The 16505-nt window shown below is 73.5% G+C and carries 9 protein-coding genes and 5 tRNA genes; 8 read left to right on the top strand and 6 right to left on the bottom strand.

Features of this window, described 5'->3' with window-relative positions; genetic code table 11:
* Window positions 1-92: 92 nt before the first annotated feature.
* Window positions 93-4220, top strand: a complete 4128-nt coding sequence (locus tag B0E54_RS02580) for a tetratricopeptide repeat protein (RefSeq protein ID WP_234581605.1) — start codon at window positions 93-95, stop codon at window positions 4218-4220.
* Window positions 4221-4307: 87 nt separating this feature from the next.
* Here B0E54_RS02580 and B0E54_RS02575 read toward each other — a convergent pair.
* Both B0E54_RS02575 and B0E54_RS02570 read right to left on the bottom strand, forming a co-directional pair.
* Window positions 4308-4382: transfer RNA gene (locus B0E54_RS02575), tRNA-Val, on the bottom strand.
* Window positions 4383-4431: 49 nt separating this feature from the next.
* Window positions 4432-4504, bottom strand: a tRNA-Gly gene (locus B0E54_RS02570).
* 148 nt (window positions 4505-4652) lie between these two features.
* On the opposite strand from B0E54_RS02570, the gene B0E54_RS02565 reads away from it, so the two are divergent.
* Complete coding sequence (locus B0E54_RS02565) at window positions 4653-4925, top strand: DUF6458 family protein (RefSeq protein ID WP_234581604.1); 273 nt, start codon at window positions 4653-4655, stop codon at window positions 4923-4925.
* 138 nt (window positions 4926-5063) lie between these two features.
* Here B0E54_RS02565 and B0E54_RS02560 read toward each other — a convergent pair whose 3' ends face one another.
* Window positions 5064-5879: an isocitrate lyase/phosphoenolpyruvate mutase family protein gene (locus B0E54_RS02560; RefSeq protein WP_234581603.1), complete on the bottom strand. Its 816-nt coding sequence runs from the start codon at window positions 5877-5879 to the stop codon at window positions 5064-5066.
* 70 nt (window positions 5880-5949) lie between these two features.
* On the opposite strand from B0E54_RS02560, the gene B0E54_RS02555 reads away from it, so the two are divergent.
* The 4 genes from B0E54_RS02555 (at window position 5950) to B0E54_RS02540 (ending at window position 14490) form a co-directional block, all read left to right on the top strand.
* The gene (locus tag B0E54_RS02555; protein ID WP_234581602.1) at window positions 5950-6930 is read left to right on the top strand and encodes a helix-turn-helix domain-containing protein; all 981 of its coding nucleotides are present in this window, start codon (window positions 5950-5952) and stop codon (window positions 6928-6930) included.
* A gap of 206 nt (window positions 6931-7136) precedes the next feature.
* On the top strand, window positions 7137-8069 hold the full coding sequence (locus tag B0E54_RS02550; RefSeq protein ID WP_234581601.1) for an ABC transporter ATP-binding protein: 933 nt from the start codon (window positions 7137-7139) through the stop codon (window positions 8067-8069).
* A complete protein-coding gene (locus tag B0E54_RS02545; protein ID WP_234581600.1) occupies window positions 8066-8788 on the top strand; it encodes an ABC transporter ATP-binding protein in 723 nt (240 codons plus the stop codon). The genes B0E54_RS02550 and B0E54_RS02545 overlap by 4 nt, the downstream gene beginning before the upstream one ends.
* A gap of 3080 nt (window positions 8789-11868) precedes the next feature.
* Window positions 11869-14490 (top strand): FtsX-like permease family protein, encoded by a 2622-nt coding sequence (locus tag B0E54_RS02540; protein WP_234581599.1) that lies wholly within the window; start codon window positions 11869-11871, stop codon window positions 14488-14490.
* A 67-nt stretch (window positions 14491-14557) separates the two neighbouring features.
* Here B0E54_RS02540 and B0E54_RS02535 read toward each other — a convergent pair.
* The 3 genes from B0E54_RS02535 to B0E54_RS02525 all read right to left on the bottom strand — a co-directional run bounded on the left by B0E54_RS02535 (window position 14558) and on the right by B0E54_RS02525 (window position 14823).
* A tRNA-Val gene (locus tag B0E54_RS02535) sits at window positions 14558-14632 on the bottom strand.
* 13 nt (window positions 14633-14645) lie between these two features.
* Window positions 14646-14716 (bottom strand) — tRNA-Cys (locus tag B0E54_RS02530).
* A 34-nt stretch (window positions 14717-14750) separates the two neighbouring features.
* Window positions 14751-14823, bottom strand: a tRNA-Gly gene (locus B0E54_RS02525).
* A gap of 412 nt (window positions 14824-15235) precedes the next feature.
* Here B0E54_RS02525 and B0E54_RS02520 point away from each other — a divergent pair.
* Both B0E54_RS02520 and B0E54_RS02515 read left to right on the top strand, forming a co-directional pair.
* Window positions 15236-15838 carry a TetR/AcrR family transcriptional regulator gene (locus B0E54_RS02520; RefSeq protein ID WP_234581598.1) on the top strand — a complete coding sequence of 201 codons (603 nt, stop codon included), beginning with the start codon at window positions 15236-15238 and terminating at the stop codon, window positions 15836-15838.
* Between the two features lie 81 nt (window positions 15839-15919).
* The gene (locus tag B0E54_RS02515) at window positions 15920-16501 is read left to right on the top strand and encodes a TIGR03086 family metal-binding protein (RefSeq protein WP_234581597.1); all 582 of its coding nucleotides are present in this window, start codon (window positions 15920-15922) and stop codon (window positions 16499-16501) included.
* Window positions 16502-16505: the final 4 nt, after the last annotated feature.

Genomic DNA, 16505 nt, shown 5'->3' with positions numbered 1-16505 from the left:
GACGTGAGACAGTCCGGACAGTGCCCGGCTCGCGTTGCCGGTGCGTTGGGCGAGAGCTAGCGTCGAACCATTCCCGCGCGGAGGGTGACGCCATGGCTACTACAGGTGATGATCCGCTGAGGCAGTTCTGCCGGGCGCTCGGCACCCTCAGAGAGACGGCCGGCGTGTCCTACCGGGCGCTCGAGGACCATCCGCAGGCGCCCCGGGGACGTGCCGCCATCAATGCCATCCTGACCGGAAACATCACCCGACCGCCGGATCGGTCGGTGGTCAAGTGGCTGATCGAGGCCATCCACGACCTCGCCGACGAGCCGTCCGCGCTGCCCCCTCAGGACGATCTGCTGGAGCAGTACGACCAGCTCGTCGCGCCGCTCACCCCGGTAATGGCCGACATCGTCATCCGCGTCGACTCCAGGCGGACCACGATCCAGACGCGTGGCTCAGCTCCGGTCGCGCAGCCTCATGACGGCATCGGCACCAGACTCCCCATCCTGCTGGAGGAGCTGGAACGCCGCCGTCGCCGGACCGAACGGATCGAGGACCGCCCGTTCGTGCCGCCCGCGTCCGGCGACAAGGGACCGGTCGGCGCCTGGTCCGGGCGGGTCGGGCCGGAGATCGGCAGACGGTTCCTGGGTGGGGCGGTCGGCAGGTCGCTCCAGGTGGCTCTCGCTTCGGACCGCCGCATCAGGATCGCCCTGTCCGTGACCGATCCCGATCTCGCGGCGCTGCCCTGGGAATCCGCGGTGGTGCCCGGCACCACAGGCCCCTGGTGCCGCCACGACAACGTGCAGTTCTACCGCCTGGCCGGCACCGACGAGACAGAAGCGGAAGAACCTGCCATCCCTGGTCCGCTCAGAATCCTGGCGATGATCGCGAGGCCGCCCCTGCGCTCCGGCCTCTCCGGCCTGCACGAGCAGGGACTGGCCGCGGTGGACGAGTCGGTGAACGCCGCCCGTCGCGAACGCCTCGCCATCATCGACGAGCCGGTCTGGAGTGATCCGGCCAGCCTGCGCGCACAACTCTCCGCCAGCCGCTACCACGTCCTGTACCTGACCTGCCCGGCCGACCGGGACGGCCTGCTCTTCGAAACCGTCGACGGTCAGCAGCAGAGCGTCGCTCCCGGCCGACTCGCCGACGACATTCTCGGGGCCGCGCCACCCGTGCCCTTCGTCATCCTCCGGACGTTCGCCACCGAACCGGGCAAGCAGGTCTGGCCGATGGTTCACGAACTCGTCCGCCGCCTCTGTGCCGCCAACACGTGCGGGGTTCTGGTCATCCCGGCGTCGATGACGCATCACGAGGCCGTCCGGTTCACCTCGGCGATGTTCACCTTCGCCGCGTACTACCCGGCCCGAACGATCATTGACGTGGTCAGCCGCGCCCGCCGCCGCGAGCGCGACGATCCGTACGGTGAACCGCGGCTCTTCCTCACCCACTCGGGAGTTGACCGCGTCGTGGTCGGCCTGGATGAACGCAGCCCTGACCGACCGACCTCCACGCCCCTGTCCGGGCTCCCGACGCGTCGAGCGAGCGACTTCGTCGGACGGCGCCGCGAGCTCCAGACGATTCTCGCGGCCGTACAGGGACCCGGGTCGGGTGTGGTGATCACCGGCATCGGTGGCATCGGGAAGTCGACGCTCGCCGTGCAGGCCGTACGCATCCTCGGTCCGGCCAAGGCCGGCGTCGTCGTGGTCGCGCAGGGCGCCACCTCGGTGGAGGAGATCCTGGCGGCGCTGGCGGCACGGTTGCGGTCGTGGGACATGGCCGGGCGCGCGCCCACCACCGTCACCGAACGGCTCCTCACCCATCTCGGCAACACCAGGCTCGTGTGGACGGAGCGACTGCGCCTGCTGGCCGAGCACGTCCTGCCCACCACACCCGTGACGCTGCTACTCGACGGGTTCGAGGAAAACCTCGCTGCGGGCGTTCCAGGCGGGGAACTCAACGCCTTCCTCGGAGAGTGGGTGCGCCTGTCGGAATCCGCTCGCCTGCTGATCACCAGCCGTTACGAGGTCCTCGTACCCGAGGACGCCCGACCGTGGGTGACCACACTGTCGCTCGGCCCGCTCACCCTGGCCGAGGCCCGGCGGCTGGCCTGGCGGCTCCCGGCACTGGACGCCCTGGACGACGACGAGCTGCGCTCCGCGATCGCGACGGTCGGCGGCCACCCGCGCACGCTCGAGTATTTCGACGCCCTCCTGCGCGGCGGCCGGCCCAGGTTCCTCGACATCCAGGCCCGCCTGCGGCGGGTTCTCACCGAGGACCTACGTCTCAGAGACCCGGAGCGCTGGCTGGCCCGCGGTTTCAGCGACCCCGGCCACACCCTCACCGAATCGATAGCTGTCACCGCCGGCGAGGTTCTGCTCTCCTCGCTCGTCGATCAGCTCGGGGACGGCTCGGCCGCACGGGAACTCCTCCTGCGGGCAGCGGTGTTCCGGCAGCCGATCGACGACGAGGGACTTCTCGGGCTGATCGGCACGGACGCCGTCCGGGCCCGCGCGACGCTCACCAACCTCGGCCTGCTGGCCGAAGTACCCGTCGAGGACGGGCAGCCCGAGGGCCGTCGGTGGCTGGTGCACCGCTGGACGGCCGGCACCCTGGCCCGGCACACCGACCCGGGGGTGCTCCGGGACGCGCACGACCGCGCCGCCGCGTACTGGCTGTCCCGGGTGGACCGGGACGGGCCGCCTACCTCGCCGGAGGCGACCACCCGGTTGGCGGTGGCGCAACTGGAAGCCGCGCATCACCTTCTCGCGGCCGGTCGTGAGCGGGAGGCCGCGTGGGCCATCGATCTGGCCTGCGGCCAACTGGACGTCCGCGGCGGCTTCAGCTGGATTCTGCAGGTCTGCCGGGAAGCGGCAGGGCGGCTCCGCGCCCATGGTGACGCCGAGGCCGTCGTGCTGTCGCGAGAAGGCGTCTCGGCGGCCCGGCTCGCGCTCTACGAGGAGGCGACCGGGTGCCTGACCGACGCGCTGGCGGTCCGGCTGGGCCAGAACCTGACCGAGGGGCTGTCGGCCAACCTGGCCAACCTGGCCACCATGCACCAACTGTTCGGCGACTATCCAGCGGCGCTCGACCGCTACCGTCAGGCATTGCAGGCGTACGGGCCTGGCGACGACGACACCGCGATGGCCACCGTCAACTACAACCTCGGCAACCTGGCCCGCCGGCGGGGTGACCTCGATATCGCACGACGTTTCTACACCCGCGGGCTACTGGCCAACGAACCGTCGGACGACGAGACCACCACCCGGTTACGCGATGACACGCTCGCCGATCTGGCAGCGCTCGCAGCGCCGCCGCCGATCAATCCCGACGCCCCGGCCGAGGGACTACCCGCCTGGGACCTCGGCCGGGTCGAGCGCGCCACCCGTGGCCCGGGACGGCCGGCGCGAAACCTCATCCTGCGGCACCGCGGCGAGTATCCCGCCGCCGAGCAACGCACGGTGGCCAGCCCGTACGACACACCGATCCGGGCGGTGTCGATCGGATCCGGCCACTGCAACCTCGGCGTGGTCGCCCAGACCGCGGGTGACTACGACGTCGCCGCGGAGCATTACGCGAGGGCGCACAGCATCTTCACCAGCCTGCACGACCAGGGCCGGCTGCCGATCGTCGTCCACAACGAGGCGACGCTCGCCCAGCTCAGCGGGGACGTGGCGACGGCGCACGCCCGCTACCACCAAGCGCTGACCCTGTTCACCGAACTCAACGACGTCGCCGGCTTCTCCACCGGCTATCACAACATCGGCGCTCTGGTGCACTCGGAAGGCGACTACGGCTTGGCGAGGGACTTCTACCGGCTGGCCGACGAGGCGTACGAGAAGCTGCGCGATCCGATCGGCCGGGCCGGCATCGCCGCGAACCTCGGTGTCCTGCACGCCGCCCGCGGTGACCGTGCCGCAGCGAACGAGTCCTGCCTCAGGGCATGGCGCGTGTTCGCCCACGCCGCTGACGTCCTCAGCTGCGCCGCGGTCGCCAGCACCCTCGGCCTGCTGCGCCTGGACGCCGGCACGGCAGTCGATGGTGTGCCCTGGAGTCTGCGGGCCCTGCTCACTCGATCCCGGCACGGCCTTGGCGAGGCAGCGGTGGACGCAGACGCACTCGCCCGGCAGCGTGCGGCCATCGGACGGCGGGGATTCACTCGGCTGCTGGGTCTTCACCTCCCCGAACGGGCCGCGGGCGAGCTTGACGACCTGATCGCGGAATGGAACGTGTGACAACGGTTCACCCCGTGCAACGCCCCAAACGGCGAAAAGCCCGCTACCGACTGATCGGTAACGGGCCGACTCACCTGCGCGTACAGCTGGTGGGCGATACTGGGTTTGAACCAGTGACCTCTTCCGTGTCAAGGAAGCGCGCTCCCACTGCGCCAATCGCCCGTGGTTTCCGCCCGACCCGGGAACGCAAGCCCGTCGAGGCGAAATCGCGAGCGGACGACGGGATTCGAACCCGCGACCCTCACCTTGGCAAGGTGATGCGCTACCAGCTGCGCTACGTCCGCACGTCCCCGACGAACGTCGGCGACGCGGCAAACTCTACCCGATGCCAAGATCGGCGGGCGCACGACCCTGGGCGGCGACGATTGCGCTGGTCGCCGCCGGGGTACTGAGGGACCTCGACAGCGCACCACACCCCCTAAGGAGGCTGTCGTGGGTATCGGCACCAGCATCTTCCTGATCGCGCTCGGCGCGATCCTCACCTTCGCGCTCGACGCGAGCGTCGGCGGCATCGACCTCGACGTGGTCGGCTGGATCCTGATGGGCGCCGGCGTGCTCGGCCTGATCATGACCACGCTGATCTGGGGTCGCCGTCGCCAGGCGGTTCCGGTCGCCACCGAGCAGCCGGTGGAGTACCGCCGGGTCGAGGAGCCGGTCGAGTACCGCCGGGTCGAGGAGCGGCGGGACATCGCCCCGCCGCTGTGACACGACCAGGGGCCACCACTAACCGAACCGGCGCAGCATCCGGGCCGGCCACCTCGACAGAGGCAGCCGGCCCGGCGTCGTCGTGGCCCCCGCGCACCACGGGAACACGGGCTCCGAACATGCCGCAGCCCGCCCCGCTCACCGCATGAGGGCGTTGAGCGTGCCGTAGTCGAGGGCGTCCGCCAGCGCGTCGTACGTGCCCGCGCCGAGGGCCTCGTCCGCCGCCCGGCGGGCAACCGCGTACGCGGCCTGCGCGATCGACGAGCCGAGGCTCACCCGCGCCACACCGAGCCGGGCCAGGTCCCCCACCGGCGGCGCACCCGGCCCGGCGAGCACGTTCAGCGGCGCCGGCACCGCCCGCACCAGCGCGCCGATGGTCGCCGGGTCGACCACCCCGGGTACGAAGATGCCGTCCGCGCCGGCGGCGAGATAGGCGGTGGCCCGGTCCAGGGTCTCGGCGACGTCCCCGGCACCAGTGAGGAACGTGTCGATCCGGGCGTTGACGAACAGCGGCAGACCCGCGGCGTCGGCCGCGCCGCGCACCGCGCCGATCCGGGCGCACTGGTCGGGCACGTCGCGCAGTGGTGGGCCGCCCTCGCGTCGGGCGTCCTCGATGTTCACGCCGACGACACCGGCGTCGAGCATGGCCCGGGTGGTCACGCCGACCTCCGCCGGCGTCGTCCCGTACCCGGACTCGATGTCCGCGGTGACCGGCAGCGACACCGAGGCGGTGATCCGGCGGACCAGGTCGACGGCCGCGTCGCGGCCGAGGATGTCTCCGTCGGACGCCCCGAGACTCCAGGCGACGCCGGCGCTGGTGGTGGCCACCGCCCGGGCGCCGGCGGCGGCAACGACGCGGGCGCTCGCGGCATCCCAGGCGTTGACCAGGACCAGCGGTGACCCGGGGGTGTGCAGGGATCGGAACAGTTCGGCTCGGGTGTGGTGTTCGCTCACGCGGCAAGTCTCGGCCGGCCCCGCGACCGCCGGTAATGTTTTAGCGCCAGCTGAAACCACCGGGGGTGCCGTGGTCGCCATCAGCATGTCGGCGGGCGCCGTCGCCCGCATCCGGTTCGCCGTCTCCTGCCTGTGGGAGGTCGTCGCGAGTATCCGCGTGCTGCGCGACCCCGGAGACCACGCGGTCCACCTGCCCTGGGTACGCCGGGTACGTCGACAGCTGGTCGAGGCGGGTCTGATCGAGGCGGACGGTGGGCTGCTCTGGCAGCTCGTGCCGACCCCGCCCGGCTACCTGGCCGACTTCCTCACCCCTCCGCCGGCCAACCTCAACCCCGATCTGGCCGCCGAACTGACCGCCCTGCGGGCCACCCCGGCCAGCGTCGTCCGCGCCCACCTGGACCTGTATCCGGGCGACCGGACGCCGGCGCTGGCCGCCCTGTACGCCGACCCGCCGGCCGGGCTGCGCCGCCTCAGCGAGGAGATCGAGGCGTACTGGCGGATCGCCCTGGCCCCGCACTGGCCGCGACTGCGGCTGCTGCTCGACGCCGATGTCACCGCACGCGCCCGGCTGCTAGCCGAGGGCGGCGCTGCGGTGCTCCTCAACGATCTGCACCGGCAGGTCCGGTGGGAGGGCGACACGCTTGTCGTCGCGCAGCGGCACTGCCTGGCCCCGGACGTCGCGGACGGCCCGGGCCTGGTGCTGGTCCCGTCGGTCTTCGTCTGGCCGTCGGTGTTGAGCGTGTCCGCCGGGGACGCGCCGCAGCTCGCCTACCCCGCCAGTGGGCTGGGCACCCTCTGGGAGCGGCCCACCGGCGTCCCGGACGCGCTGGCCGCGGTGCTCGGCCGCGGGCGGGCCCGGCTGCTCACCGAACTGATCGGGCCGGCGAGCACCACCGAACTGGCCCGTCGCAGCGGGATGTCACCCGGCGGCGTCTCCCAGCACCTCACCGCGTTGCGCGCGGCCGGTCTGGTGGTGACCCACCGCCGGGGCCGGAGCCTGCTCAGTGCCCGCACCGACCTCGCCGAGGCACTGCTCTCCGCAACCGCATAGCCGGCATCGGCGCCCGCTCACCTCGTCACCCATCGCCGAGGCGGTATACCGCCGCCTCGGTTTCCGGCCGGCCGAGGTCCGGCTGCTGATCTTCTGACCGGGCCGCCCGCCCGCTGACACGTTCCCGGAGCAGATGCTCACCCGGAACGCAGAAAAGCCGCCCCGGGGCATGGTCAACGGAGCCGCGGATTGCGAAACTGCTCGCAATGTCCAGCACACAGCTGTCCCTGCCGCAACCATCCGCGCGGACGCCCGAGTTCGGCCGGGACGCGCTCATCGTCTGCGAGAACCTGGTGCGGATCTACCAGACCGGTTCGATCGAGGTGCAGGCGCTACAGGGCCTGGACCTGGCCGTGCAGAGCGGTGAGCTGGTCGCCGTCGTCGGCGCCTCCGGGTCGGGCAAGTCGACGCTGCTCTCCATCCTGGCCGGCATCGACGCCCCCACCGCCGGGCGCGTCCGGGTCGAGAAGTGGAACCTGCTGGCGATGTCCCGCGCGGACCGGGTGGACTACCGCCGGCACACCGTCGGGTTCGTACGGCAGCAGACGGCGAGCAACCTGATCCCCTACCTGACGGCACGGGAGATGGTGGACCTGCCGATGACGGCGGCCCGTACCGCGAAGAAGGAGCGCCGGGAGCGCGCGGCCGAACTGCTGGACAGCCTGGGCGTCGCCGACTGCGCCGACCGGCGCCCCGGGCAACTCTCCGGAGGGCAGCAGATGCGGGTGGCGATAGCTGTGGCGCTGGCCAACCAGCCGCGGGTCCTGCTCGCCGACGAACCGACCGGCGAACTGGACGCCGCCACGTCAGCGGAGGTCTTCGGCGTGCTGCGGGACGTCAACAGGCGCTACGGCGTCACAGTTGTCGTGGTGACCCACGACCCGGAGGTCAGCGGCCAGGTCGAACGGACCATCGCGATCCGGGACGGGCGCACCAGCAGCGAGGTGCTGCGTCGCACCACCACCGACGCGGAGGGCGACACCCACGTGATCGCCGAGGAGTACGCGGTGATGGACCGGGCCGGGCGGGTCCAGGTGCCCCGCGAGTTCCGCCAGGCGCTGGCGCTGACCCGACGGGTCCGGCTGGCCCTGGAACCCGACCACATCACGATCCGTCCCGACTCGGGCAGCGGCGAATGAGCGGCGAGCCGCTGCTGCGCGTGCGCGACGTGCACCGGAGCTTCCGCACCGGGCCGACGGTCGTCCACGCCCTGCGCGGCGTGTCGTTCGACGTGGCCGCCGGTTCCATGGTGGCGCTCGTCGGCCGGTCCGGCTCGGGCAAGACCACACTGCTCAACGTCATCGGCGGCCTGGACCGCCCGGACGCCGGCACCGTGCACGTCGACGGCGCCGACATCAGCGCGCTCGACGAGGACGGCCTGTCCCGGCTGCGGCGCGAGAAGGTGTCGTACGTCTTTCAGAGCTTCGGACTGATCCCGGTGCTGTCGGCCGCGGAGAACGTCGCCGCCCCGCTGCGGCTGGCCCGCGCCGCCCCGGCCGAGCGCGAGCGGCGGGTCGAGTTGCTGCTGGATCTGGTCGGTCTGGCCGATCACGCCCGGCAGCGGCCAACCGAGCTGTCCGGCGGCCAGCAGCAGCGGGTGGCGATCGCCCGCGCGTTGGCCGCCTCGCCCCGGCTGTTGCTCGCCGACGAGCCCACCGGGCAACTGGACGCCGAGACAGGTCTGTCGGTGATGGCCCTGCTGCGCGGGATAGCGGAATCCGAAGGCGTCACAGTGCTGGTGTCGACGCACGACGCGGTGATGATGGCCCTGGCCGACCGGGTGATCCGCATCCACGACGGACACCTCGACGAACAGGCGACCGGGCAGCCGTACGCGCCCGTGCCGGACGCCAGGTGACGCGACGATGCTGAGGCTGGTCAGCCGGCGTGCCCGCGCGCAGTGGCAGTTGCTGGCGGCCCTCCTCGGGGTCATCACGATCGGCGCGACGCTGCTGGGCACCTGCACCCTGCTGGTCACCCGCACCGCCGAGCGGGCGCTGGAGGTGGCCGTGGCCCGCGCCGCCCCCTCCGCCGTCGACGTGACCGTCTACACCGGAGCCGTGGAGGGTCGGGACACGCGGTCCGTCGCCGCCGACACCCGTACCGTGGTGACCTCCGCGCTCGCACCGTTCCCGGTGACGACCACCGCGCGGGCGTCGACGGTGCTGCGGGCGCTGCCGCCCGCGCTCGCCCCGGGCACCACGGTCCCGCCCCAGGCGTACCTGTCGGGGCTGGACGACCTGCCGGCCCGAGCCGAGCTGATCACCGGGCACTGGCCACAGCACCCCGGCGACGCGGTGCTGCTGGAATCCACAGCCGGGCTCCTGCACCTCACCCCCGGCAGCCGGGTGCGCCTCGGCGCCGAGCTGGCCCACCCGCCCGTCCCGGCCATCGACGTGACAGTCGTCGGCGTCGTACGCCCGCTGCCCGGTCGCGGCTGGGACCGCGACCCGCTCGCCGCGGCCGGCTCCGCCACCGGCTACCGGGACGGCCGCTTCCTGCAACCCGTCAACGCGTACGGGCCGTTCCTCGTCGACCTCGCCGACCTGGTCACCACCGGGGCCACCGTCGACCGGATGGAAATCACCGCCCATCCCGACCTGTCCCACCCCCACCGCCGCGACCTGGAGACCATGGCCGGGGCCGTCCGCAGCGCCGACCGCCGGCTGGCCGGCACCCTCGGCGACCGGGTCACGCTCGCCCGGGTCTCCTCCGACCTGGCGCTGACCCTGGGGAACGCCGACGACCAACGGCGCGCGACAGCCGCCGTCGTGCTCGCCATCGCCGTCCTCGGCGGGGTCCTGGCCGCGACGGCACTCGTCCTCGCGGGCCGCCTCACCGCGGGCATCCGCGCGGACGAGACAGCCCTGCGGTCAGCCCTGGGCGCCAGCCGTGGCCAACTCGCGGCCACGGCGACACTGGAGGCAGGGCTCGTCGCCGCCGTCGCCACGGCGCTCGCCATACCTGCCTCGTCGGCCCTGCACGCCGGCCTGACCCACCTCTCGCCGCTGGACGACGCAGGCCTGACCGTCCGGCCGGCCATCACCGGCGCGCAGGTCCTCGCGGTGGCCGGCGGCGCGCTGGTGCTCACCGCTGTGCTCACCGTCCTGGCGATCCGGCCCGTGCCGGCACCCGGCGACCGGCGTACCCGCCGCGAACTGCTGGCCCGATCCGGCGCCGACCTGATGCTCGCGGTGTTCGCCGTCGCCGGATGGTGGCAGCTGCACGCGCAGCCCACCGTCGCCAGCGCACGCGCCGACGCGGTCCGGATGCTCGCGCCGGCGCTGCTGCTCACCGCCGGCGCCGCCCTGGCGCTGCGGGTGGTACTGCCCGCCCTGCGCGGCGCCGACCGGCTGGCGTACCGCGCCCGTGGGTTGGCGCTTCCGCTTGCGGTGTCCGAGAGTGCCCGCCGGCCCCAGGCGGTCGCCGCCGGGCTGCTCGTCGGGCTGGCCTGCGCGGCCGGAACGTTCGGCCTCGCCTTCGACGCCACGTGGCACCAGTCGCAGCGCGACCAGGCCGCGCTCTCCGTCGGCACCGACCTGGCACTCACCCTCGGTACGACGCCGGTGCCCGGAGACGGCGCGGTCGTCAGCGCGGCCACCGCCGGGGCGGTGAGTCCGGTCCTCAACCGTGGCACCGCCGTCGGTCAGTGGCTCGGCACCGCCGGCGACGCGCCACGCCTGGTAGCCGTCGACACCACACGCGCCGGCGCGCTGCTGCGCGGGCCGGTGGACGGCGACCGCGGATGGGCGGACGTCGGTGCCACGCTGGCACCACGCACCCGGGTCACCGGCCTCGCCGTCGCGGCCGGTGCCCCGCTCGTCCTGAGCGGGACCACGGCCGCCGGTGCCTCGCTCGCCGTGACACCCCGGCTCCTGCTGCAGGACGCCACCGGACTGCGCACGTCCTGCACCGGTCCTGCCGTACCGCTCGACGGCCGGGAGTTTCGGCTCCCCGCCTGCGCGACAGCTGACGGGCTGCGTCTCGTCGCGGTCGCCCTGCCGGTCACCACCGACGTGGGCGACGAACCCGTGGCCATCACCGGACCCGTCGCCATAGCGGTCACGCTCACCGTGCCGCCCGCGGGCTCGCCGGAGCGGTCCACCGACGGGTCGGACTGGACCGCCACCTCCGCGCCGCCGGTTCCGAGCAGGATGCGTGACCTGACCGTCCAAGTGTCTCCCACGCCTACCGGAACCGCGCTGCGGATGGCCGCGACAGTAGACCTCGACAGCGCCGACGACGCCGCCCGGACCCTCGTCGCCACCGCCTTCGCGGACCCCGGGCCGGTGCCCGTCGCTGTGTCCGCCCGCTTCGCCAGCGAGGTGGGTGTCGCCAGTGGCAGCACGCTCAGCGTCACCGTCGGCACCACGCCCGTCCCCATCGTCGTGGCCGAGGTCGTGCCGACCGTGCCCTCCGCCCCCGGTGCCGTCGCCGTCCTTGCCGACCTGGACACGCTGTCCCGCGCACGCGCCGTCACCGGCGACCTGACGTTCCCTGTCGACGCCTGGTGGGTGGGCCACCCCGCCGGTCCCGACGCCGCCGAACGGGCCACCGCCCTGCACCTGGGCACCGTCACGAACCGCGAGGCGGAGACCGCCCGCCTCACCGGCGGCCCGCTGCGCGCCGGGCTGCCCGCCGCGCTGCGGCTCATCGTCCCGGCCGCGGCCCTGCTGCTGCTCGCCGGCGTCGTCCTGCACGTCACCTGCGATCTGCAGGCCCGCGCCGTCGAGGTGGCGCGGCTGCGCGGCCTCGGGATGTCCCGGCGCGGCATCCGGGCCGTGCTGCTCGGCCAGCACGTCGGCGTGCTGCTGCCCCTGCTCACGCCGGTGGCCGGCGCCGCACTGGCCCAGCGTCCGCGGCCGTGGCCGGACCGACGCCGGACCGCTGCTGCTCACCGCCGCCGTCATCGCTGCCGTCGCGCTGCTCGCCGGGGCCGTGCCGGGGCTGCTCCGCGCCGCCGCCGACAAGGCCGTCCAGGACGCGGTCCGCCGCTCCGGCCAGGACTCGAACGTCCTCGTAGGCGCCGACTGGGAACGCGACGACGGCCCGGCCGGCGGGCGGGTCCGAACCGCCCACCTCGCCGATGACATCGACAATTTCCGGGACCGGGCGACCTCCGCGCTCGGGCCCGACCTGGACGCCGTGCTGCTTTCGCCCATCGCCGTCGCCAGCGGCCCGATCCTCACCGTCACCGAGGGCAACGCGCCCCGTACCTTCCAGTTCACCTACCTGGCAGGCGATGGCCGCGGCCCGGACGTGACCTGGATCGCCGGCAGCGCGCCCGGGCCCACGGTCACCGACGAATACGTCGTGACCCCCTACCAGGGACCGCCCTGGCCGGTGCAGGTCGGCCTCTCCGAGGCGGACGCCACAGAACTCCACCTCGGCCCCGGCGATCGGATTCCGGTCAAGGACGGCCACGGTCGCAAGAAGGACGTCCGGATCAGCGGAATCTACCGACCCGCGGACAGCGCCGACCCCGCCTGGCGACTCGCCCCGGCGCTCCTGCACCCGGTGCCCGGCGCCGACGGCGTGGGGATCACCCGGATCGCCGGCCTGCTGTCGCGCGAGTCGCTGCCGGACGCCCGGCTCGCCGTCGGCGAGAACGAACTGCGGCGCACCGTCCACTTCGCACCCGTTCCCGACGCGCTCACCTGGGACACCACAGCGACGCTCGCCAGCCAGGTGGTCAAGCTCAAGGCAGCGTCCGGCTCGTCGGCCGCCCGTGACGAGTCCCTGAAATGGGAGTCGCGACTCGACGTCATCCTGCGCGAGGTCCGCGGACGGATCAGCGCCGTGTCCGCGCAGGCGGCCGTCCTGCTCATCGGGGTGCTGACCGTCACGGTACTGGTCCTGCTGCTCGCCGCCGGCCTGCTGGTCCGCCGCCGCACCCCGGCGCTGAGCGCCGCCCGGCAGCGTGGGGCGGCGCTACCCGACCTCGGTGCGGAGTTGACGATCGAGTCCACAGTGGTGTCCCTCGCGGCCGCCGCCGTCGGGCTCGCGCTCGCCCGCGCGGCGGCTCCGGGCGTCTCCTGGGCCTGGGCCGTTCCGGCTGTGCTGGCCGGTGGCGTCGCCGGGCCGGCGTTCGGCATCCTCGCCGCCGCCCGCGCCAGCCGCGACAGGCGTCAGCCCGCCAACGCGGCCGCTCGGCGCTGGATCCGGGCGACGGGCCAGCTGCGCCGCGCCGCCGTGGAGGTGGCCGTCCTGATCGCCGCGGTCGCCGCGTTCGTCACCCTGCACCAGGGCGGGCTCCTGTCCGTCGCCTCGGACGGCGACACCGGCGAGCTGACCGGCGACACCATCCTGCCGATCAGCGCCCCCGCTCTGGGCGTGCTCGTCGGTGCGCTGGTCCTGATCCGGCTGCTGCCTCTCGGGGCGCGGTTCGCGCTTCGACAGGCCCTGCGCTCGCGCCGCCCGCTGGCCGTGTTCGGTGCCGCCCGGGCCGCCGCGACCGCCGGGCGCGCGCTACCGCTGCTGGTTCTGGTGAGCGCCACGGCGCTCGCGTCGTTCGCGTTCATCCTCGGCACCACGGTCAGCAGGGGCCTGGCCGACGGCGCGTGGAGCAGCGTCGGCGCCGACGCCCGCCTCGACGTCGGCGCCGAGGCCGGGGCCGCCACGCCCGCGGTCGCCGAGCGCATCGCCGCCGCACCGGGCGTCGGGCAGGTGGTCGTCGCGCAGGTGACCGACTCGGCGCGCGTCTTCAGCGAGTCGACGCTGTTCACCCCACGCCTGGTCGTCGTGGACGCCGCGGCGTTCCAGCGCCTGCTGGCCACCACCCCGCTGCCCGACGCGCCGGACCTGGCCCGGCTCCGGACACCCGGCCCCGGGGACGTCCCGGCGCTGGTCCGGTCGAGCGACGGTGAGCTGCGGGCCGGTACGCGGTTGCAGCTCCCCCGGGACGACGCCCCGGCGATCCGTCTCACCGCCGTCGGCACCGCGCCCTCCGTCGGTGGCGCCGGTGACGTCGTCATCGTGGACGCCGCGGCCCTCGCGAGCGCCGGGCTGCCCGCCGTCCCGAACACCGTATGGGTGACCGGCCCCGGCGCGGCGCGGGCCGTGTCGAACAGCGGCGTCGCCGCCGACGTCGTACTGCGCGCGGACGTCCTGCGGGCGCAGCGGGTGGCGCCGCTGACCGCAGGGCTGCTACGGCTGGCGTGGACGGCCGCCGCGATGCTGCTGGCGCTGGGGCTGCTCGGCCTCACGCTCGCCGCCGCCGCGGGCGCGGCGGAGCGGTGGCAGACCCTGACCCGGCTGCGGACCCTCGGCCTGCGGCACCGCGACGTCCGCTGGGTCGCCGCCGGAGAGGTGCTGCCGCCGGTAGTGGTCGCCGCGGTGTGCGGCCCGCTGCTCGGGGCCCTGCTCGCACGCCTGACGCTCGGCCCGCTCGACCTGCGGCTGCTCACCGGCCAGGCCGCCGATCCGGGGGCGGTCCTGCCGTGGTGGCTGCTCGCTCTGGTGAGCGTGGCGCTGCTCGTGGCCGCCGCGACGGTCGTACCTGTCGAGTCGGCGCTGCGGCGACGCGACCGGCTCAGCGAGGTGCTCCGCGCGGGCGAGTAGGACGGCCAGTACGACTGAGGCCCGCTACCGGTTGTCCGGTAGCGTGCCTCAGTCGTACGTCCACAGCTGGTGGGCGATACTGGGTTTGAACCAGTGACCTCTTCCGTGTCAAGGAAGCGCGCTCCCACTGCGCCAATCGCCCGTGCATAATGCCGAGGTGGGGACGGGATTTGAACCCGCGTACACGGCTTTGCAGGCCGTTGCCTCGCCTCTCGGCCACCCCACCGAGGTTGCCCCCGTCATGCGTGGCGGCAGCTCCGAGCGGACGACGGGATTCGAACCCGCGACCCTCACCTTGGCAAGGTGATGCGCTACCAGCTGCGCTACGTCCGCACGCCCCCGGCGTTCCCGGGTGACGGATGAGAACTTTAGCCGAGCCGGTGAACGACTGCCAACTCGGGGTCCGGGTCGGCGCGTCCCCTCCCGCGCGGGCGGGGCGGGAGGCCGGACCCAGGGGGTGGGCCGGACCCACATGGCGCAGGCTTCCTAGGGAGCTGACCTGATTTCCCATCAGCTCCCGACGGGCACGACCCCGGCATCGCGCCACGGTCGATGCCGCCGCCGGAGCAGATACCCCTTGACCAGCGACGACGCACCACTGCGGCGAGCGGCGGGCCGCGACGGACACCGCCAGGAAACCGGACCACGGCATTCCAGGGAAGTGTCCGGCTTCCGACTCTTACCTCACGAAACGGACGGCGGCGGTAACTGTTCGTGTTCGGATGGATGGGCTACGGTAACGGTCGTGACGAGACGTGCGGCCGAAATCCGCCTGGATGCCCTGCTGCGCACAGCCTGCGACGTGATCGTGGAGCGCGGTCTTGCCAACACCCGGACGGCGGACGTGGCACAGGCCGCCGGCGTGAGTCAGGCCCTGGTGTTCTACCACTTCGCCACCAAGGAGCGGTTGCTCGCGCAGGCGTTCGCGTACGCCGTCGAGCAGGACCTGGCCCGCCTGGACGCGGTCACCCGCTCCTCCGCTCCGCCGTTGACCAAGCTCCGCCGGATCCTCAAGCTCTACACCCCGGCCGGGCGGGCGACCTCCTGGTCGATGTGGATCGACGGCTGGTCCGAGTCGCTGCGCACCCCCGAGCTGGAGAAGGTGTCCCGGCGGCTCGACCTGCGCTGGCGGCAGGATCTCGCCGCCGTCATCGCCGCCGGGGTCGCCGACGGCACCTTCCAGTGCGCCGACCCGGAGGGGGCGGCATGGCGGATCAGCGCCGTGATGGACGGCCTCGCCGTGCAGCTCGCCGTGCACGACCGGGTGATCTCCCGCCGGCAGTTCGGGGAGTGGGTGCGGCTGGTCACCTCCAGGGAGCTGGGCCTGGGCCCGGCCGACCTGGACTGAGCGGCGACGGCGGGACGACGCCGCACGTCGGGCCGGGCAAAACGGCTCGGACCAGCACGCCGAGGAGAAACAATCGACGGCATGGACCTGCTGGAGGCGTACCGCCGGAGCCTGGCCGAGTTCGTCGACCGGGTGGACCAGATCGGGCCCGGCCAGTGGGCCGAGGAGACACCGTGCCCGGACTGGGACGTCCGCACCCTGGTCAACCACGTCGTCGGCGAGGACCGGTGGAGCGTTCCCCTGCTCGCCGGCCGCACCGTCGACGAGGTCGGCCACCGCTTCGACGGTGACCAGCTCGGGGCGGACCCGGCCACGACGGCACGGGAGGCGGCCGCGCAGGCCGAGATCGCCGTCATCCATCCCGGCACGATCGACCGCACCGTGCACCTGTCGGCCGGCCCGACCCCGGCCGCCGAGTACGTCCAGCAGCTCCTCGCCGAGCACCTCGTGCACGGCTGGGATCTGGCGGTGGCGATCGGCGCCGACCCGCGGTTCGACCCGGAGGCGGTGCGCGTGTGCGCCCGCTGGTTCGCCGGACGGATCGACGACTACCGGCGCGACAAGCTGGTACGCGACGGCGCGCGCCTGCCCGCCGACGCCGACGAGCAGGATCGTCTGCTGGCCGCCTTCGGCCGCGACCCCGACTGGGCCCCGGGCGACTGAGCGA

The sequence above is a fragment of the Micromonospora sp. MH99 genome, assembly GCF_021442385.1.
Taxonomy (GTDB): domain Bacteria; phylum Actinomycetota; class Actinomycetes; order Mycobacteriales; family Micromonosporaceae; genus Micromonospora.
This window is presented reverse-complemented; position numbering and strand designations above follow the sequence as displayed.